This is a genomic window from Rhizobium sp. TRM95796 (assembly GCF_025779995.1).
GTDB lineage: Bacteria > Pseudomonadota > Alphaproteobacteria > Rhizobiales > Rhizobiaceae > Rhizobium_E.
Window position 1 is genome coordinate 21,894 of the sequence record NZ_JAOXHE010000003.1, and the last position, 19,658, is coordinate 41,551.

Genomic DNA, 19,658 nt, shown 5'->3' on the forward strand with positions numbered 1-19,658 from the left:
TGCTCACAGCGTCACGCCGACGCTCGACAGGAAGCCGTCCATGCGGCGATCGACCTCGCGCTTGGTTTCGGCCCAGGCGGGAAACGACTGCAGAAGGTTGTCGTGCCACGCCATGAGATTGGGAAACTCCCGAAAGGGAGGCCTCGACCGGTCGATCTGCGAAAACGGACCGGCGATGTCGAGATCGGCGAGGGTCAGGGTCTCGCCGACAATGAATGTGCGGCGCTCCAGGCGCTGGTCGAGCACTTTCGCCGCCGCGCGGAGCTTGCTCTCGGCGAAGTCGATCACGGGCTCGCTTTTCGGCATGCCCATGACGGTCTTGCCCACCCTCTCGTCGAACAGCGCCGTCGCAAAGACGCGCCACTGCTCCGCCGACCAGAACATCCATTGCAGAACCTGAAAACGCTCCTCCGCATTCGCTCCGGCCAAAGGCGAGTTCGTCTTGTCCGCCAGATACAGGTTGATCGCCGCCGCTTCGTAGAGAATGACGTCGCCGTCCTCCAGAACCGGCGTCAGGCCATGCGGGTTGAGACGTGACTTGAACGCGTCGGTCCGGCTTTCGCCCTTGAAAAGGTCGACCATGACATGTTCGAGCTCGACACCCATTATTCTCGCCGCCGTGGTCACGCGGCGCAAGCTGCCCGAGCCCGGATCGCCATAAATCTTCATCGTCATATCCCTTCCTCTCGGCTTGAGGTCCATTGCGGCCCAACGCAGGAAGCCTTTTCATATTCTTTTCAGGAATTTAATTGACGGCAAAGGCATAGACTCTATTCGAAATCGGCATAGATACGGACCAGCCGCGGCGCGACGTCAGGTTTGAGCCGCGCCCGTTCGACGGAGAAAGCGAATATGGACAGACTGGACGCAATGCGGGCGTTCGCGCGCGTCGTCGAGACCGGGAGCTTTTCACAGGCCGCGCGCGACCTGAATGTGAGCCAACCAACCGTCAGCAAGCAGCTCGCGGCGCTCGAAGCGCGGCTGGGCGCCCAGTTGCTGACCAGAAGTTCGCGCGCGCTCACCGTCACGCTGGCCGGACAGGAATATTACGAAGCCGCGATCCGCATTCTCGAGGATATCCAGACCGTGGAGGAAAAACTGCTCGAAGGGCAGTCGTCGCCGTCGGGTCTCGTGCGGATAACCCTCGCTCCCGCCTTCGGCAGGATGTATGTCATACCAAAGCTTCCCGTCTTCAAAGAGCGCTTTCCGGACGTTTCGATCGACATCGAAGTCTCCGGCCGTCACGTCGATCTCGTCGAGGAGGGGATCGATATCGCCATCCGCATCGGTCACCTCTCGGACTCCGCCCTGCTGGCCCGGCGGATTGGCGATATGCGCATGATCACCGTGGCGTCCGCCGACTATCTCGCCAGGCGCGGCGCGCCGCGAACGCTGGACGATCTGCAGGGCCACGAGCGGATCGGCTACGTCCATCAGGGCCACATGATCGGCTGGAATTTCACGGTCGAGGGCAAGGAGATCACCCTGGAAGGCGGCTGCGCCTTCCGCACCAACGATGCCGAACATGTCCGGGGCGCCGTGCTGGCCGGTCTCGGCATCGCCCATCACGCGAGTTGGCTGTTTCCGGATGTGCTCGCCTCCGGGGAAGTGGCGCGCATTCTCGACGATTACGCCCCGCCCCTTCTTCCGATCAATGCGATCATCGCCGGGGGGCGGCGCATGCCGTCCCGGGTGCGGCGTTTCATCGATTTCCTCGCCGACATCTGCGCCGCGGAGCCCGAGCTGCGCATCGGATAGCCATCTCATAGCGCCGACGACGACCGACGGCGCAGACCGCCCCCTTCACGCCAAACTCCCCCTCGCCGCCTCCTCCACCCGATAATCCGCCGCGATCCGCAACTCCCTCAGCGGCCGGTCGAGCGCTGATAGTTGGGATGCGCCTTATAGGCCGCGACCCGGGCCTCGTCTTCGAATTCGCCATAGACGACCAGATCGGCCTCGCCGCCCAGCTGGTCGGTCGTCAAATTGGTCGCGGACGGAGAAGAACAAACGATAGGACGGATCACGCGAGCCTCCGCCGATGCTGGCTGGCCGCCATTGGCCCAAAGCAGACTTTCACTTCGAAGAACGCGACGCGGCGGTCTTGCTCTATCGAAACGTAAAGCCGTTACGCGCAGTTCTGAAAACTCCTCCAAACGCAAAGCCAAGAGCAAAGCCTGCGAGCGGCCAAACCCATCCCACTCCAGGCGTGCTAAAATAGCTATCCACCAGATCAGCCGCACTCATGAGGGCTGTTGAGCCAGTAGCGCCCGCAAACGCATAGGCGGGAACGTTGCGACTGCGTGGTCTCCATGCGTGATAGAGGCCGGTTGTCATCGCGGCTGCCGAGAATATGAGGAGAAGCAGAAGATAGGACACCACGTTGTCCATAATCGGCTCGAATCCGCGACCAGCCACCACTCTGCTGACGTTGACGAACGCCAGTAACGGGAATGGCGACAACACCAAGAGAACAAGCATGGTCACAACGGAATTGACAGGGCGCACGGTTCACTTCCATCCAATTGGGGCAATGTTACCGTTCTGCGCCAAATCGAGCAACCCGACCAATGTCTCCTTCTGGCGTGTAGGCGACTTCAAGTTTTGGCTCTCATTGGCCCACAGCGGCCGTCAGCCCATGCTTCTCACGATCTCCGCAACACTGTCTTCGACAGAAAGACGGGCGGTGTCGATCCGAAGATCGGCCTTCCAGGGTTCATAATGCCTGTTCTGGATGACCTCCCACGAGGGCGGCGACAGTCCAACAACAGAAGGCGGTCTTGTCTCGGCGCGATGGCGGTGGACCGCGGCATCGGAGCAAACGATCTCGATTTCGACGAATTTGCAATCGCACTCAGCGGCGACATCTCGAAACGCCTTTCGGGTTTCCGGCAAAGGATTCACGGAGTCTGCGATGACTGTATGCCCGAGACGCAGGTTATCAACCGCCAGACGATAGAGCGCCAGATACCCGCTTGGACCGACATCCCGTCCCTCCGCCAGTGGCGCGGATCCGCGGATCGCCTGTTCGATCGTGTCCACCCTCAGATACACGGCCCCTATTCTCCGCGCCAAGGCCTGCGCCACCGTGCTTTTTCCTGATCCAGGCAGTCCGCCGAAAATAACAAGCATCAATCGCCCTCGCCCCACGACGCCACTCTAACGGAGTTGGATGTCGACGCCTACTCCCTCACGCCAAACTCCCCCTCGCCGCCTCTCCCCCCTGTAATCCGCCGCAATCCTCACCTCCCTCAGCGGACGAACGATCTCGATCGAGCGCTGATAGTCGGGATGCGGTCGAGATCCGCCCTATGGGCGGAGAAGAACATTCGACAGGACGGATAATGCCGGCCTCCTGCGATGGCGGCTGGCCGCGATAGGGCCATTGCGGACCTATTGTCACCGCCTCTTGACGTTTCATCTGGGTTAGTCCCCCCCAACCACGCTCGAGGTCAGTATGCATGGTGTTGTGCCAGATAAGCCCGTCTCACCTATTTGTTGTCTCCAATGTCCCTCGTCTAATTTCGAAACGCCTTGAGTAGCCGCCTTTTATGCCGCCTACGAAATCTTCGCGTGACAGAGAGATACAACCATAGGGGATTTCAGCCTGGAACACCTCAAGCGTCGCGATGCGTGCCTTCAGTCGCTTGACAGCGTTTTGGCTTATGGCCAACTCTAGCAAATGCAATGTGTACCCTATGAACATAACCTCGGCCTCGACCGCTTCTCCGGGATTATTGACATTGAGCTTGACCTTAAGAACGGTGGCCGCATACTCGGTGCCTTCGACGTAGTAAGCTATATTGTTTTGTAGGTGCATACCGCTCCCGATCGCTAGCATTGCGCTGGAAGCAAACCAATCGTCGTCTAAGCTGCGATGATAATCGCCGGTGACTAAGCCGCAGTCTACAAGAAACTGCATGGCTAAATAGGGCGACCAGCCATATCTGGGCTGCACGACTGGCGGAGCGGCCTCTCGGTCCTTCAAGGTGAAAAGACCGTCTAAAAGCTTCTTGAGTTCTTCCCTATCTCTTGGATGGGCTGCTTGGATTGCCTTGCGCCAGCGCTCCAGCAGTTCGAGGTCACCCCTTATGCGCGAGATTGCCTGTAATCGTGCATAAGGCATAAGGCTCTGGTCGATGCCGAAGACCGATATCGCCGTGAATGCTTCCGAATAAGCGACGTACGCTCGCCATGCGTAGAGGAAAGGAATGAAGCCGATGGACAACAGCATGGGGACCGTCAACTCAATCGCGTTCGCGACAGTCGCGGTCTGGCTCCACAGTTGAATTGTTTTCCAAAGGCTAAAGCAGATATATGAACACCCTACCAACGCGCCGAGGTAACCCATCAGCTTGACGGCTTGGGCATGTGCGGGTTTATGATTTTTAATTGTGCCCACCAGTGCGAACATCGTCACAAAGGGGAAGGCGAGCAATTCAGTCCAAAGTGGGAAACTATAGAGTTCGGTGATGAAGGTGAGGAGGCCAGCAACTGATAAGGTCTCGGCGGCAATCTTGCCAAATCCGGCTTTACGTTCTTTCGCCTTGGCTGCTTCGACCATCGTGACGAATGCGAATGTGAAAAGCCACACGATTGTCGTCTTGAGGTTGGCAACCGACCACCAGCCTAAACGCTCCAGCAGATAAATCTCGACGGCCGCATAACTGGCTCCGATCCCAAAGGGTATAAGCAATATCGGCTGGAAGAGGGTGCAGAAAACACCACCAAGGCTCTCTCGAGTTGACTCCTTAACTAGGACTACTACAAGGAAAACAGCAATCCAGACCGCCAAGGCGATCTCTCGTGTGGTAATGGAAGCAATAACAGCAATCATATGTTGATATAGCACAATTTTTAGATGTTTTGCAAATAATCTTTCACAATGATATACTTTCTAAAACAGACAGCCGCCAAAAATAATTTCGCGCCTGTTGTCGCAGTTGAAACCGAACACATCATTTCTCTTCCCTCGGCTCCATTTTGCCTACTCATAAGGAGCAATGTGGTGTCGGCTAGTGGCCCAAAACGGTCACTCCCCCTCACATCAAACTCCCCCTCGCCGCCTCCTCCACCCGATAGTCCGCCGCAATCCTGAGCTCCCTCAGCGGCCGGACGATCTCGATCGAGCGCTGATAATTCGGATGCGCCTTATAGGCCGCGAGTTGGGCCTCGTCTTCGAATTCGCCATAGACGACCAGGTCGGCCTCGCCGCCCAGCTGGTCGGTCTTCAGGTTGGTCCCGATCTCGAGCAGGATCTTGTCGGGGATCTCGGTCAGGATGGAGAGACCGGCCTTGATGCGGTCGAGATCGGCCCTGTCGCGGGCGGAGAAGAAGACGATATGGCGGATCATGCGGGCCTCCGGGGATGCTGGCCCGCGCTTAGCACGGCCCCCGCGCCGCCTGCAACCGCCTCACTTGTAGGACAGCGCCTTATAGAACGCCCGGCCGTGGCCGGCGAGTTTGTCGGCGCTTTCCAGCCCGTTGATGATGCGCCGCGCGCCGGCCCAGTCGTCGCTGTCGCCGTCGAAAAACTCCTTGAGCTTGCGCTTCGTGAACAGGCCCTCGATCATGCCGGCGATGATGATTTTGACCGCGATATCGGGATCGAGCGCCCGGTCGGGGTCAGTGACGAGATCGACGCCGAGCCGCGTTCCCAGCGCCTCATAGTTGCGCTTATGCGTCAGCTGCACCAGCCCGCGGCCATACCAGCTCCTGCCGTCCTCGTCCTTGCGCCAATAGGGCGTCTTCACCCAGGGCAATTTCCCCGCATTCCACGCGGTCTCCAGCCTGTTGATCGCCTGGTCGTCGGTGTTGGCCAGCGTCTCGCGCACCGCCTGCAGCGTATGGGCGCTTTCGTGATAGGCGGTGGCGAGGATATAGGCCAGCCAGCGGTCGTCCTTGGCCGCATGGTCGCTCTCCCAGGCGTCGAGGATCGCCTCGGCGCCATCGACCTGGCTCTGCTTCAAGCCGTTCGGAAACAGGCTTTCGCGGATGACCTCGAAAAAGAACGCCCTGTTGATGCCCATCGTGTGTTGCTCCTGTGTTCAAAATTCCAGGCCTGCGGGTCGGAAAACCTCACACGCCCCTCACCCTCGGCTCGCCCGCCCCCGTCAGCATCAGCGCCGTCAGCGCCCAGACCAGCGCGTCGAGCCGGTCGGGAGAGGCGCCGTTGGAGAGGCCGTCGGGGCCGAAATCGCACATCTGGTCTTCAAGCGCCGGAAAGGCCCCGGCATGGGCGACACGGCCCTGCTCGTAAAGCGCGGCTGCGGGTTCGGCGCGGGCCCGTTTGCCGCGCCGGGCCGAGACGGTGGAGATGGGCAGATTGGCGTCGGCGGCGCGTAAGATCGCCGTCACCATGTCGCCGCCCTGGTTGATCTCGGCGATCACCCGGTCGGCCTGGAAGCGTCGATAGGCGCGCGCCACGGCGTCGGCCCAGCGCGCCGGCGAGGCCCGCTCCACCGAGCAATCGGCCAGCACCACCGCGCGGCCATCCTCTCCGAGCCCGGCCACCACGACGCCGCAGCAACTGTCGCGCGCCACTTCAGACGCCGGCGGATCGACCGCCACGACGATGCGGCGCATCGGCCCCGGCGCGCGGATGCGGCTCCGTTCGATCAGCGACCGGCTCCACAGCGCGTCGTCGCGATCCTCGATCATCTCGCCGTCGAGTTCCTGCCGCCCCAGCCGCGTGCCGCCATAGCGCTGCTCGAGCGCCGCGATGAAGCCCGGCGCGAGATTGTCGGCATTGTCGCGCGTCGCAAGCCGGGTGAGGACCGCGCCGGGCTCAGTGATCAGCCGCTTGAGCAGCGGCGTCGCGCGCGGCGTGGTCGTCGCCGCCTGCCGGGGCAAGGCGCCCAGCCGGAGGCCGAATTGCAGCATGTCCCAGGTTTCCTCGGCATGTTTCCATTTGCCGATCTCGTCGGCCCAGGCATAGTCGAATTGCGGCCCGCGCAGGCTTTCCGGATCTTCCGATGAAAACAGCTGCGCCGTCGAGCCGTTCGGCCAGACCAGCCGTCTGCGGCTCACCTCGAAAGCCGGCCTGTCGACCCGGGCGATGCGCCAGATCCCCGAGACGCCATCCACCATCACCTCGCGGGCGTCGCCCAGCGTTTCGCCGATCAGCGCAATCCGCACCGGGCTTTCGCCTGTGGCCAGCGCCTGCACCCATTCGGCCCCGGCCCGGGTCTTGCCCGAGCCGCGCCCGCCGAGGATCAGCCAGCTCCGCCAGTCGCCTTTGGGCGGCCGCTGGTCGCGCCTCAGCGCATGCCGCGCTTCGAGCCGGAGCAGCGCCGGAACCGGCAGGGCCAAAAACCCCTCGGCGGTCAAAGGCGGCAAGGCGGCTTGTTGGGCCTCGACCGTGGCGTCGTCCCCACCCTCGGTCGCGATCGTCGCCGGAGCGCTTGCGGCCTCAGCTTCCGGCGCCGCGTCCGCTATTGCCGCGCCGCTCCCGGCGGCCAGCACAGTCTCGGCGACGCGCCTGTCCTCGTCGCGCGCGTCCTTCAAATTATGGAGCACCGTTAGCTTTTTGCTCACTCGCTGCAATGTCCTCGTCTTCGCCTTGACGGTTTTGACGGCCTGTCTTGCGGACGCCGCGACAGCCATTCGCCGCGTCCTGAGCGACACCCCCCGATTGGTCTGTCCAAACCTGTCGGCCCCCCGCGTCATTCCGCCCGCACCGCCCCGGTCTCCAAAGCGGCGCAGCCTTGGGCGCCGTCACGCGCCGACAGGTCGGCATCGTCAGGCCCATCGCGCGCCTCGCCCGGCTCATGCCGCTTACGCATCTCCGCCGCCAGTTCGCGGGCGCGGGCTTCGATCAGCCGCTCCACGCGCGCAGCCAGCGCCTTATGCGCCTCGGCGCCGAAACTCGCCTCCTCGCGCGCCGCCCGTTCTTCGGCGAGCGCCCGCTGCAGGCTGTCGAGTTTTTCGATGGTGCGGACAATCTGCTGGATCGCTTCGCTCGCCGCCTTGGCGTCGGCCTTGGCGGTCTTGTGGTCCTCGCCCTCGGTCTCCATCAACTGTTGCGCGCGGGCCCGTATGGCGCGGAACATGTTCAGCTCTTCGCCGAGTTCGGTCACGATCTCGGACAGCATCCGCGCGAGCTCCCGCCCCTCGTCCCCAGCCGCCTTGATCTCCGGCGCCATCTCCGGCTCCCGGTCGCCCAACAGCGCCCGCCCGATCAGAAACTCCGTCTCAAAACCCTCGACCCCGTCATCCAGCTCGCCCGTCATGGAAAATTTTCCCAACAAAAAAGGCGCGAGCCTCGCGCTCACGCCTTGTCCTATCGACCATTTCCCGGCCTTCGCCGCCTTCAGGAGCCTGTCCCGAGCCGCATTGACCGGATCATGTCATAACCCTACCAAATCACCGTCACACCGTCAAGGACTTTTTTCCTATTCGTTTTATCTGACTGCGGACACGGGATTTTTGGTGATATTAAACTTGCGGATACAACTTCTCGGAAAAAATAATTGAAGTCATACCGCAAATTTCATCGGCGCCGTCAGATCTTTGAAATTTTACTGGCGTAAGGGCAAAGACAGTCTATTGATCGTGCTTACGTCTAGCTCCCACGAATATACCGGTAAGAACCATTCCGACTAAGCCTATTACGGTAGCAGCGGTACTCCCGACTAGGATTTGCATTACTGCATCAGATATGGGCTGCTTGAAGCACTCGAATGAGTTCATAAGGATCACAAGACCCACAAAGCCACAATAAACACACATAAAAATAAAAGTTTTTTGCGCAAATGGTTCTATCAAGCCGTCGAGAATTTCGGATGCGCGGGTCGCATTTTTAAGCCTGTCGTACTCAATTTGGAGAGAGGCTTTTTCATCAGTAACTCTAACGAACTCCAGCCGCATCCTTTCAAATGCGCCCTCATCTAACGGCGTAGAACCTAACCCAACAGTCTCGGGTGCATTATCAAGATCCTGTAGGGTTATTCTCTCAGGCATCTTTTACGCGACCAGCCAACGCAAGTTTTATGTAATGGTCCTTAATGTCGTCATTCGAAAGCGGCGCGTTCTTTCGGTTTCCGAAATACGCCTTGTACCAAGGCGTTCCGACCTGATGGGTCATGTCTGAAAGTTCCACCGAGGACTTCGATCCATATTTTTTCCACACGTGATCAATTATCGCCTTTTCGCCGGGGGTCAGATTAGCGGTAATTTCCTCACCGCTTACGGGCTCAAGCAGCGTGTATTTTTTTCCTCGGTATCCAAAATCCTTGATATGGTTCCATACGCTTCGAAAAACAGGCCCGTTGTCCCATGCCTGCGGAACTTCATCGATCAGCGGCTCGCCGTTGATAGCCAGATTCCACCCGTGAGCAATGTAGGTAAGCTTCTGAATTGGAAGCTGCTTGGGCCATGTATCGCTATCCCTTCTTCGAAGAAATTCATTAGCAATTGCCCTGGCGTCATGATTCGGCATCATCGCGCTCCATTTAGTCAAGTATCGAATATAGGTTTTCGTTCACCTTTTGTCACTTATTTTATCGAGAATACTTTTCTTAAATTCTCCTCACGCCGCAAAACCCGTGCACCAGGAACAAATCCCCCTCACCCCGCCTCCGCCACCGTCTCCGGCGCCTTCAATTCCGGCGCCGTCTTCATCTTCCCCCCCAATTCCCTGAGCAACCGGCTGGTCGCCGTCGAGAGCAACCTCGGCCGCTCGAACACCGGCAGGCCCGCCTTGGCGGCGTCCTCGGCCTTCTTGCGGGCTTCCTCGGCCACCACCGCCGGGTCGCGCTTTTCGGCTTCCGGGAAGGGGTTTTCGACGCCGGGGATGGCGCGGAGCTCGACGCCCTGATGGGCGTAATCCATCAGCATCTTGAAAGTCATGGCGGGCAGCGAGCCGCCGGTCATGTTGTTGGTCGAGGTGTAGTCGTCGTTGCCGAACCACACGGCGGCGGCGTAGTTGCCGGTGAAGCCGCAGAACCAGGCGTCGCGATAGGCCTGGGTCGTGCCGGTCTTGCCGGCGGTCAGCACGCCGTCGACGGCGGCCTTGCGGGCGGTGCCGACATAGGGGATGCGGGTCAGCATCTGGTTCATATAGGCCGCGGCGGTTTCCGACAGCACGCGCTTGGGCGGCGGGGCGTCGCGGCTGAAGTCGTAAAGCACCTTGCCGTCGTAATCCATGATCTGCTCGACGCCGTGGCGGCGCGATTCGTAACCGCCGGCGGGGAACACCGCGTAAGCCGTGGCCTGGTCCATCACGGTGACTTCGGAACTGCCGAGCGGAATGGTCACATCCTTGCGGATCGGCGTCTCGACGCCGAATTTCTTGGCCTCGTCGATGATCTGCTGGATGCCGTCCTTGCCGAACTTCTCCTTGGCGAAGCGCACCGGTATGGTGTTGATCGACTTGGCGATCGCCGTCTGCACGTCGATGCGGCCGGCATAGGAATTGCCGTAATTGCCCGGGCACCAGTTGCCCCAGCAGATCGGCGCGTCGGTGATCGCCGTGGTCGGCGTCAGCCCCTTCTCCATGGCCAGCGAATAGGTGTAGATCTTGAAGGACGAGCCCGGCTGGCGCAGCGCCCGGGTGGCGCGGTTGAACTGCGTCTCGCCATAGTCGCGGCCGCCGACCATGGCGCGCACGGCGCCGCCGTTTTCGATCATCACCAGCGCGCCCTGGCTGACGCGGTAGCTCTCGCCATATTGGCGCAGCCCCGTCTCCACCGCCTGTTCGGCGGCGTGCTGCAGGCTCATGTCGATGGTGGTGCGCACCACCAGCGAATGGTCGGTATAGTCGCGCGCCTGTTTCAGCACTTCCTCATAGGCCCAGTCCAGGAAGAAGTCGGGCGCCTCCTGCTTGCCGCGATCCACCGCCGTGGCCGGGTTGCGCCGCGCCTCGATCACCTCGCCCTCGGTCATCAGCCCGCCCTGGACGAGATTGGTCAGCACTTCGTTGGCGCGGGCGCGGGCGGCCGGCAGGTTGACATGCGGCGCATATTTGGCCGGCGCCTTGAACAGGCCGGCCAGCATGGCGCTTTCGGCCAGGGTCAGATCGGTGATTTCCTTGCCGAAATAGAAGCGCGCCGCCGCCGCCGCCCCGAATGTGCCGCCGCCCATATAGGCGCGGTCGAGATAGAGCGACAGGATTTCCTTCTTGGAATAATTGGCCTCCAGCCACAGCGACAGGAAGGCTTCCTTGATCTTGCGGTCGAAGGTGCGCTCGTTGGAGAGGAACAGGTTCTTGGCCAGCTGCTGGGTCAGGGTCGAGCCGCCCTGCACCACGCCGCCGGCGCGGGCGTTTTCGCTCATGGCGCGGGCCAGGCCGAGAAAATCGATGCCGAAATGGTCGAAGAAGCGGCGGTCCTCGGTCGCCAGCACCGCCTTGACGAGATGGTCGGGCAATTCGTCGATCGGCGCGGAATCCTCGTGGATGATGCCGCGATGGCCGATCACGTTTCCGTAGCGATCGAGAAAGGTGACGGCGAAATCCTGCTTCTTGCGCCAGTCGCTCTTGGCGATCTCGAAAGCGGGCTTGGCCAGCGCCAGCATCGCCACCATGCCGACCGCGCCCCAGGTGAGCGCCTCGCCGGCCAGCTCCACCGGCAGCCGCTTCCAGCCCTTCACCTTGAATTTACGGAAGAAAATCGTGACGTCTTCCCACCAGTCGACGAAATTGAACGAGGCGTTCCACAGCGTCGAATCGATCCAGGCGTCGATGCGCAGCAGAATATGCTTCTTCAGGCGCGGTTCTCGTTCTTTCTGCGGGTCGTCGGCCATTGGAAACTCACGCGTCCGTCAAAGCGATGGAAAATCAAGCCACGGGCATTTCGGATATTTCTAAACCGGGCGGCATTCTCTATACCACCGCGATGACCGACACAGAACTGGAAAATACGGCGCCATTTTGGAAGACCAAGACGCTGCGCCAGATGAGCGACACGGAATGGGAAAGCCTGTGCGACGGCTGCGGCCGCTGCTGTCTCAACAAGGTCGAGTTCGAAGACACCGGCGAGATCGTCTTCACCAATATCCGCTGCAAGATGCTTGATCCGCAAAGCTGTCGCTGCATGGACTATGAAAACCGCCAGCAACATGTGCCGGATTGCATCCGACTGACCATCGAGGAGGTCGAAACCCTGCCCTGGCTGCCCCCCACCTGCGGCTACCGCATCGTGAAGGAAGGCCGTGATCTCGCCTGGTGGCACCCGCTGATCTCCGGCGACCCCGACACCGTCCACGCCGCCGGCATCTCCGTCCGCGACCGCACGGTCAACGAGGAAGACGTCGCCTGGGAGGATTACGAGGAGCACGAGGTGGACTGGCCGATGCAGGATGTGGAGGGGAAGTGAGGCTCTGACCTCACCCTCTCTCAGCCGTCATGCTAGGGCCTGTCCCGAGTATCTGCGCATGTCGGAATAGTGTCTATATGTCAACATCTTAGCCGCCAGCGGCACATCCTAGGCTCAAGGCCGGGGATGACGTCGTGCAAGGGCGACAGCAACGCCCGATCAAGTTTTCTGCACGAGGCGTTCCGGCCTCCCCTTATCGCCAAACCATTGAGAAGACGCAGTTCCATATCGGCCTCTCAACCTTGGGCGGTTGCAACATTCACCATATGGCCAATCCGACATTGACCGGCGACGTTCGTTGTTAGTAGTTTATTAAATATATTTCAGGAGACCCGAATGGCCATACCAGAAATTTCCGTCGCGCGCGTCGATGCAACAGAACTCAGCGGCGAATATGTCACTTTTCAGATCAGCCTTTCCGAAGCTTCCGACGAAGAAGTGACGATGCGCTTCCGTAGCGTCGAAGGCACGGCGACCGGCGACGATTTCAGCAACGGATTGGAAAGCGGAACCTTCACCATCGCAGCCGGCGAGACGACCGGACTGGTGTCGCTGCGGATGTATAGCGACAGCACCGACGAAGTCGACGAGTCGATCTGGCTGGAATTGTTCAACGCGCAGAACGCTGTTTTTTCGGGCGGCGAAGCAACGCTCCGCACCCTCGGCGTCATTCGCGACAACGACGGCAGCGGCTCCAATCTCAGCCTTTTCGTTTCTAGCCCGTCTTTCGTGGAAGGCAATAGCGGCTCGACGACAGCGGTGTTCGAAGTCCATCTGTCGCAGCCCTATTCCAGTGAACTGAGCTTCAGCTACACCACGGTGGACGGGACGGCGAAAGCCGGTTCGGACTACACGGCGACGACCGGCACGGTCACGTTCTTTGCCGGGCAGACGGTCGCGTCGGTCGAGATCGAGGTGAAGGGCGACACGACGATCGAGGCGAGCGAATTCTTTTCCCTCGTCGTCACGCCGACCAGCGACATCGCCAGCGGCACGGCCGGCTCCACCGGCATGGCCGCGATCCTCGACAATGACACCGGCGCCGCCGGCGCTCCGGAAATCTCCGTCACCCGCGTCGATTCCACCGAACTCAGCGGCGAATATGTCACATTCCAGATCAGTCTGTCCGAAGCCTCCGACGAAGAGGTGACGATGGATTTCCGCAGCATCGAAGGCACGGCGACTGCCGCTGACTTCAGCAATGGCATGGAAAGCGGAACCGTCACCATCGCAGCCGGCGAGACGACCGGACTGGTGTCCTTCCGGCTGTATGGCGACAGCGAGGACGAAGTCGACGAGTCCGTCTGGCTGGAGCTTACCAATGCGCAAAACGCCGTATTTGCCGGCGGAGACGCCAGCCTGCGCGCCATCGGCGTCGTCCGCGACAATGACGGCAGCGGCTCCAATCTCAGCCTGTTCGTGTCCAGCCCCACATTCGTCGAGGGCAATAGCGGTTCGACGGCGGCTGTGTTCGAGATCCATCTGTCGCGGCCCTACGCCAGCGAGTTGAGCTTCAGCTACACCACCGTGGACGGAACAGCGACATCAGGGTCGGATTACACGGCCGAAACCGGAACCGTCACCTTCCTCGCCGGGCAGACCGTCGCGTCGGTGGAAATCGACGTCAAGGGCGACAAAACGATCGAGGCAGGCGAATTTTTCTCGCTCGTCGTCACGCCGACCAGCGAGATCAAGAACGATGCGGCGGCCTCGACCGGCATGGCCACGATCCTCGACAACGACACCGGCGGCGCGGGCACGCCGGAAATCTCCGTGAGCCGCGTCGACGCAACTGAACTCAGCAGCGAATACGTCACCTTCAAAGTCTCCTTGTCCGAGGCCGCCGACGAAAATGTCACCATGAACTTTCGCGGCATCGAAGGCACGGCGACCGCCGGCGACTTCAGCGACAGCTTGCAGACCGCGACCGTCACGATCGAGGCGGGAGACACGACCGGGCTCGTGTCCTTCCGGATGTATGGCGATAGTGACGACGAGGTCGACGAGTCCGTCTGGCTGGAGCTCTCGAACGCCAAGAACGCCGTGTTCGCAGGCGGGGAAACCAGCCTGCGCGCCCTCGGGGTCGTCCGCGACAATGACGGCAGCGGCTCCAATCTCGCTTTGTTCGTCTCCAGCCCTACCCTCAAGGAAGGCAATAACGGCGTCGCAAAGGCAGTGTTCGAAGTGCATCTGTCGCGACCTTATGACAGCGACCTGAGCTTCAGTTACAAAACGGCGAATGGAACCGCGAAAGCCGGTTCGGACTACGTCGCCGAAACCGGCAAGGTCGAGTTCCTCGCCGGCCAGACGACCGCAACGGTGGAAATCGATGTCAAGGGCGACAGCGCGATCGAGAAAAACGAATATTTCTCGCTGGTCGTCACACCGACGAGCGAAGTCAAAAACGGCTCGCCCGCCCATGTTGGAACGGCGACGATCCGCAATGACGACACCATCCACCAGACGATCTACGGAACCGCCCGCAACGACAAACTCTACGGCTATGACGGCAATGACAAGCTCTATGGCCGCGCTGGAAATGATCTGCTCGACGGCGGGTCGGGGGCTGACAGGCTTTATGGCGAGGGTGGACGAGACAGGCTCTATGGTGGAGTTGGAGGGGACAAGCTGAACGGCGGCGACGGCAAGGATCTCTTCCTTTTCAAATCCGTCAAGGACTCCACCACGGGCGCTTCGGGCCGGGATTCGATCCTCGACTTCAGCCGGAAGGAGGGCGACCGCATCGACCTCTCGGCCATCGACGCCAACTCGAAAACGGGGGCCGACGACGACTTCATGTTTATCGGCGCGAAGGATTTCTCGAAGACCGCGGGCGAATTGCGCTTCGAGAAAAAGTCCGGCGACGCCTTCGTCTATGGCGATGTCAACGGCGATGGAAGGGCGGATTTCTCACTGCATATCGATGGCGCCGCCAGCGTCGACAAGGCATTTTTCATCCTATAGCGATCGGGGCAGTGCCCGTCCCTCGCCGCCTCTCCGCAGATGCTCGGGCCTGTCCCGAGCATCTGCGAACGCCTGAATATCGCTGATACTTCAACATCCTAGCCCCGCGCCGCAGATCCTCGGCACAAGGCCGAGGATGACGTCGAGCAAGGGGGACCCCTCACACCGCCCACTCCCCCGTCGCCCTGTCGCTCGCCGTAAACTCCCCCGTCGCGAAATCCACCACCCCGTCGTCGAACACCGCGAGCTCCACGCCCTCGAGCCTGTCCCGTCCCTCGCCGCCGCCGGAGATGACGAGCGTGTCGAGGTCGATCACATAGTCGCCATGGTCGCCGGAAAAGATCGCGCGGTCGCGGCCCGCGCCGCCGATCAGCGTGTCGTTTCCATCGCCGCCGTCGAGCCGGTCGGCGCCGCTACGGCCTTCGAGAATGTTGCGGCCGTCGTCGCCGGTCAGGGTGTCGGCGAATTTGGAGCCGATCAGGCCTTCGATCGCGCTGTAGCGGTCGCCCCTGGCCTCGCCTGAATTTCGGGAGACGTCGGAGAGGTCGGCGGTCACGCCCTTGTCGGCCAGCTTGTAGCTGGCGAAGTCGACGCCGTCGCCGCCCAAGATCCTGTCGGCGCCGAGGCAACCCGCCAGCCGGTCGTCTCCCTTGCCGCCCAGCAGGCGGTCGGCTCCCTCGAGGCCGTAGAGGAAGTCGTCGCCGGCGCCCGTCTTCAGCACGTTTGCAGCGTCGCTGCCGATCACCAGATCGCGATAGGCCTTGGTGATCCGGCCGCCGTCGGTCGTGTCGTAGTCATCCGGAAGGCTGCTCCATTTGTGCACCCAGGCATTGTCGATGCGCCGGCCGTCGGTATAGCGGACGCCCGCCTCGATCACCTCACCGCTGGCGTCATACCCCATATAGGCGAGCTGTCGGGTGTAGCCGGCCTGGGCGTAGATCCCGTTGACGAAATTCTGGTTGTCGCCGGCCGGATTCCGGATCGTCCAATTGTCCTCGTAGCCTTCCAGCGCATGGCCGAGTTCGTGGACGATGGCGGTGAAGGGCGTGTCCTTGACCGCATTGCCGTGGCGGTCGAGGTAATGGGCGTCGTCGAGTTCGCGCATGTCGATATAGATCTGGCCGGTTCGCAGGCCGGCGGCGAAATTGCCCTTTTCGTAGTTGACGACGATCCGCGCGCCGTCGTCGCCCACCCAGTCCTCCAGCATGCGTCGGCCGATTGCGGAGTCGCGATAGGCCTGGCGAAACACCGCCAGAATGGCCTTTTCGTCGGCGTCGGAGAAATCCTTGTCGATGTCGACGGCGGCGAGGACTGACTTCAGGGACATGCGGCATCCTTCTTGCGGGCGATGGCGGGCGACCGAACCGACACTAGTCGCCGCTTTCGCCCTGCGTCAACGCGCCCGCCGCACCGAAAAACTATGGCGTCGCCTGCATCCACGCGCGGCAATATTAGCAAGTCCAGTCATCATCCGACAGTTTCGCGAAAGTTTGCCCCCCTACCCTGAGACGAGGTTTGGTCAGTGGGGATTCTGCATGGATAATCTGGCGCGCAAGGAAGATGTGGATCAGCGGATCCGGCAGACGATGGCCGACATCGCCCGCATCGGCGACCCCAAGCGGATGATGGAGCTCGCCGACAGCCTCGTCTACTCCATGCCGCCCGAGCGGGGCGTGGAAATGGCCGGGCTGATGAGCTACGCCAATCCCTTCTACCTGCCCGACATGCCCGACGAGGCCGCCGAGCGCATCGCCATCCATATCGGCACGCTGGCCGAATATGTGATGCGCGCCAAGCTGACGGCCAACCGCGCCGGCAAGCGCAACATCCTGCTCGCCTGCGCGCCGAAATCGGCCTCGACCTTCATTCAAGGCGCGCTGCGCGCGGCGCTCGATCTGCCCACCGCCAGCCTGTTCACCGCCACCACCGACCCGATGTCGGGTTCGGCGCTGGGCGCCAATCTGCGCGAGCAGGAGCCGGACGAACTGGCGCTGTTGCGCGCCGGCCTCAACGGTCGCGGCTACGTCACCCAGCATCACGCCCGCTGCTCGCCCTATCTGGCGCGGCTGATAGAAACCTATCGCATCCGCCCGATCGTCACCTATCGCAACATCTTCGACACGCTGGTGTCGATGGACGACATGGTGGTCGACTGGCGCAAGGGTCTCCCAGTGACCGTCAGCAATTTCTTCAACGACGCCATGCCGCAGAACTACCATCTGCGCGAACGCGAGGCGCGGCTGATGATGCTGGCGCGGCGCTGGGCGCCCTGGCTGACGCAATTCTATGTCAGCTGGCGCAAGTCCGAGGCGCTCGGTTTCGTCAAGCCGCTGTGGATCAGCTACGACGCCGATTTCCTCGGCGACAAGTCGGCGCTCGCCGCCCGCATCGTCGATTATGTCGGCGCCTCGGGCGACGCCGCGCTGCGCCTGGCCGCCGCCTTCGAAGACCGCTCCGACGCCTCCGCCAAGCGCCTCAACAAGGGCGTGGCCGGCCGCGGCCGCGATATTCCCGACGCCGTCCGCGCCCATGTCATGGCCGTCGCGTCCGCCTATGCGGACGATGTCGATCTGGCGCCGCTGGTCGGCGGCTGAGCCGAAACCGTTTCGAGGACCCCCGCATGCACGCACACGCCGCCAATGATCTCGAGGGCCAGATCCGGCCGATGATGACCTGGATGTCGCGCAATCCCGACGGACGGGAAATGCTCGATGTCGGCAACGCCTTCATCCTGCGCTTTCCGCCGCAGCGGGCGCTGGCCGTCGCCACCGCCATGAGCCTGGCCAATCCGTTCTTCCTGCCGAAAGTGCCGGATCAGGCCGCCAACGATCTCGCCGTGCCGCTCGAGGATTTCGCCGAAATCGTCATGCGCGCCAAGCTCACGGCCAAGAAGGCCAAGCAGAGCAATGTGCTGATCGCGGCCGCGCCGTTTTCCGGCGCCGATCTCATCCAGAGCGCGCTGGTCCGCGCCGCCGGCCTGCCGGAGGCCTGCCTGCACTCCACCACGCTCGACGGCCCGGCCGCCACCGCCCAGGGCGGCAGCCTGCGCGAGCAGGAAGTCGACGAACTGGCGCTGATCCAGAACGGGCTCAACATGCATGGCTACACCGCCCTGCACGCCGTACGCTGCACGCCCTATATGTCCCGGCTGTTGTCCACCTATGGCGTCAGGCCGATCGTCGCCAGCCGCGGGATCGCCGACACGATCGTGTCGCTCGAAGCGGCGGCGCTCGCCGGCCGCGCGGGCCAGGACGGGCTCTACCCCGCCTATTTCGCCGACGGACTGCCGGGCAATTTCCACACGCTCGGCCGCGAGGAGCGGCTGACGCTGATCGCCCATCGCTGGACGCCCTGGCTGGTGCAGTTCTTCGTCAGCTGGCGGATCTGCGCGCGCGAAGGCCTGGCGCAGCCGCTGTTCCTCACTTACGAGGAAGACATGCTCGGCGATCTCGACCTGCTCGCCGCCCGCATCGCCGATTTCGTCGGCTATGACGTCGCCGATATCGAAAAGGTCGCCCGCGTCTTCGCCGATCCCGACAACGCGGCCGCCCGCAGCCTGAAGACCGATCCCGCCGGCCGCGGCGCCGATCTGCCGGCCACGGTGGCCGCCTTCATCCAGGCTTCGATCGACGATTATCGCGACGATGTCGACCTGACGCCGCTGGTGGGCGCGGCGCTCGCCTGAGATTTGACCTATCGCATTGATTTCGCCGCGTCGGGGCCTTCCTATGGGAGGCCCCGACGTCGTTTCAGGAGATCGTCACTTGGTGGATCTGCCGCATGGCCTCTTGCCGTTTCTCATCGCCAGCCTGCTGATCGAGCTGACGCCGGGGCCGAACATGACCTGGCTCGCCATCCTGACTTTGGCGGAGGGACGCGCGCGCGGGCTGATGGCGGTGGCCGGCGTCGGGCTCGGGCTTGCGCTTCTGGGCGCGCTCGGCGCGCTCGGCGTCTCCGAGATCGTGCAGTCGTCGCGACTGGCCTATGAGGCCTTGCGCTGGGCGGGGGCGGCCTTCCTGGTCTATCTCGCCTGGGAAGGCTGGCGCGGCGGCGAAAAAGAAGAAGGCGGCGGCGAGCGCCGCGCCTTCGCGCGCGGCTTTTTCGCCAATGTCCTCAATCCCAAGGCGGCGGTGTTCTACATCGCCGTGCTGCCCGGCTTCATCACCCCCGATCACGACGTGGCCGCGCAGACATGGACGCTGACGGCGGCCTATGTGACGGTGGCGACCTCGGTGCATGCGGCCATCGTGCTCATGGCCTCGGTGCTGCAGCCGCTGCTGATGGAGCCGCGCCGGGCCGAGATCACCCGAAAAGCGCTGTCGCTGGCGCTGTTCGGCGTCGCCGTCTGGTTCATTCTCACCAGCAGCCGGGCGGGCTGAC

The 19,658-nt window shown here is 62.1% G+C and carries 16 protein-coding genes and 1 pseudogene; 6 read left to right on the forward strand and 11 right to left on the reverse strand.

What is annotated here, in order from left to right:
• Positions 1 to 3: 3 nt before the first annotated feature.
• Positions 4 to 675, reverse strand: a complete 672-nt coding sequence (locus tag OCK01_RS08605) for a glutathione S-transferase family protein (RefSeq protein ID WP_263823572.1) — start codon at positions 673 to 675, stop codon at positions 4 to 6.
• A 177-nt stretch (positions 676 to 852) separates the two neighbouring features.
• Here OCK01_RS08605 and OCK01_RS08610 point away from each other — a divergent pair, with 177 nt between their 5' ends.
• Positions 853 to 1,758 carry a LysR family transcriptional regulator gene (locus OCK01_RS08610; RefSeq protein ID WP_263823573.1) on the forward strand — a complete coding sequence of 302 codons (906 nt, stop codon included), beginning with the start codon at positions 853 to 855 and terminating at the stop codon, positions 1,756 to 1,758.
• A 45-nt stretch (positions 1,759 to 1,803) separates the two neighbouring features.
• Here the strand turns inward: OCK01_RS08610 and OCK01_RS08615 are convergent.
• From OCK01_RS08615 to OCK01_RS08655, 9 genes and pseudogenes are all read right to left on the reverse strand, one after another.
• A pseudogene (locus OCK01_RS08615) lies at positions 1,804 to 2,027 on the reverse strand (Dabb family protein).
• 604 nt (positions 2,028 to 2,631) lie between these two features.
• Positions 2,632 to 3,132 (reverse strand): AAA family ATPase, encoded by a 501-nt coding sequence (locus OCK01_RS08620; RefSeq protein WP_263823574.1) that lies wholly within the window; start codon positions 3,130 to 3,132, stop codon positions 2,632 to 2,634.
• Between the two features lie 355 nt (positions 3,133 to 3,487).
• Positions 3,488 to 4,795, reverse strand: coding sequence for a hypothetical protein (locus tag OCK01_RS08625; protein WP_263823575.1), 1,308 nt, complete (start codon positions 4,793 to 4,795; stop codon positions 3,488 to 3,490).
• A gap of 247 nt (positions 4,796 to 5,042) precedes the next feature.
• A complete protein-coding gene (locus tag OCK01_RS08630) occupies positions 5,043 to 5,354 on the reverse strand; it encodes a Dabb family protein (RefSeq protein ID WP_263823576.1) in 312 nt (103 codons plus the stop codon).
• Positions 5,355 to 5,414: 60 nt separating this feature from the next.
• A complete protein-coding gene (locus tag OCK01_RS08635) occupies positions 5,415 to 6,029 on the reverse strand; it encodes a glycoside hydrolase family 19 protein (protein ID WP_263823577.1) in 615 nt (204 codons plus the stop codon).
• 49 nt (positions 6,030 to 6,078) lie between these two features.
• A complete protein-coding gene (locus OCK01_RS08640; RefSeq protein ID WP_412178989.1) occupies positions 6,079 to 7,311 on the reverse strand; it encodes a DNA-packaging protein in 1,233 nt (410 codons plus the stop codon).
• Between the two features lie 353 nt (positions 7,312 to 7,664).
• A complete protein-coding gene (locus OCK01_RS08645) occupies positions 7,665 to 8,231 on the reverse strand; it encodes a hypothetical protein (RefSeq protein ID WP_263823578.1) in 567 nt (188 codons plus the stop codon).
• Positions 8,232 to 8,953: 722 nt separating this feature from the next.
• Entirely contained in the window at positions 8,954 to 9,439 is a 486-nt protein-coding gene (locus OCK01_RS08650; protein ID WP_263823579.1) for a Panacea domain-containing protein, read from the reverse strand.
• Positions 9,440 to 9,567: 128 nt separating this feature from the next.
• Positions 9,568 to 11,742, reverse strand: a complete 2,175-nt coding sequence (locus tag OCK01_RS08655) for a transglycosylase domain-containing protein (protein WP_263823580.1) — start codon at positions 11,740 to 11,742, stop codon at positions 9,568 to 9,570.
• A 92-nt stretch (positions 11,743 to 11,834) separates the two neighbouring features.
• Here OCK01_RS08655 and OCK01_RS08660 point away from each other — a divergent pair, with 92 nt between their 5' ends.
• Positions 11,835 to 12,314, forward strand: coding sequence for a YcgN family cysteine cluster protein (locus tag OCK01_RS08660; RefSeq protein ID WP_263823605.1), 480 nt, complete (start codon positions 11,835 to 11,837; stop codon positions 12,312 to 12,314).
• Between the two features lie 336 nt (positions 12,315 to 12,650).
• A complete protein-coding gene (locus OCK01_RS08665) occupies positions 12,651 to 15,278 on the forward strand; it encodes a Calx-beta domain-containing protein (RefSeq protein WP_263823581.1) in 2,628 nt (875 codons plus the stop codon).
• Between the two features lie 160 nt (positions 15,279 to 15,438).
• Here OCK01_RS08665 and OCK01_RS08670 read toward each other — a convergent pair whose 3' ends face one another.
• A complete protein-coding gene (locus OCK01_RS08670) occupies positions 15,439 to 16,605 on the reverse strand; it encodes a calcium-binding protein (RefSeq protein ID WP_263823582.1) in 1,167 nt (388 codons plus the stop codon).
• A 208-nt stretch (positions 16,606 to 16,813) separates the two neighbouring features.
• Here OCK01_RS08670 and OCK01_RS08675 point away from each other — a divergent pair, with 208 nt between their 5' ends.
• The 3 genes from OCK01_RS08675 to OCK01_RS08685 all read left to right on the forward strand — a co-directional run bounded on the left by OCK01_RS08675 (position 16,814) and on the right by OCK01_RS08685 (position 19,657).
• Positions 16,814 to 17,872 carry a hypothetical protein gene (locus tag OCK01_RS08675; RefSeq protein WP_263823583.1) on the forward strand — a complete coding sequence of 353 codons (1,059 nt, stop codon included), beginning with the start codon at positions 16,814 to 16,816 and terminating at the stop codon, positions 17,870 to 17,872.
• Between the two features lie 26 nt (positions 17,873 to 17,898).
• On the forward strand, positions 17,899 to 18,963 hold the full coding sequence (locus OCK01_RS08680; protein WP_182826872.1) for a hypothetical protein: 1,065 nt from the start codon (positions 17,899 to 17,901) through the stop codon (positions 18,961 to 18,963).
• An 82-nt stretch (positions 18,964 to 19,045) separates the two neighbouring features.
• Positions 19,046 to 19,657, forward strand: a complete 612-nt coding sequence (locus OCK01_RS08685; protein WP_318530235.1) for a LysE family translocator — start codon at positions 19,046 to 19,048, stop codon at positions 19,655 to 19,657.
• Position 19,658 lies beyond the last annotated feature (1 nt).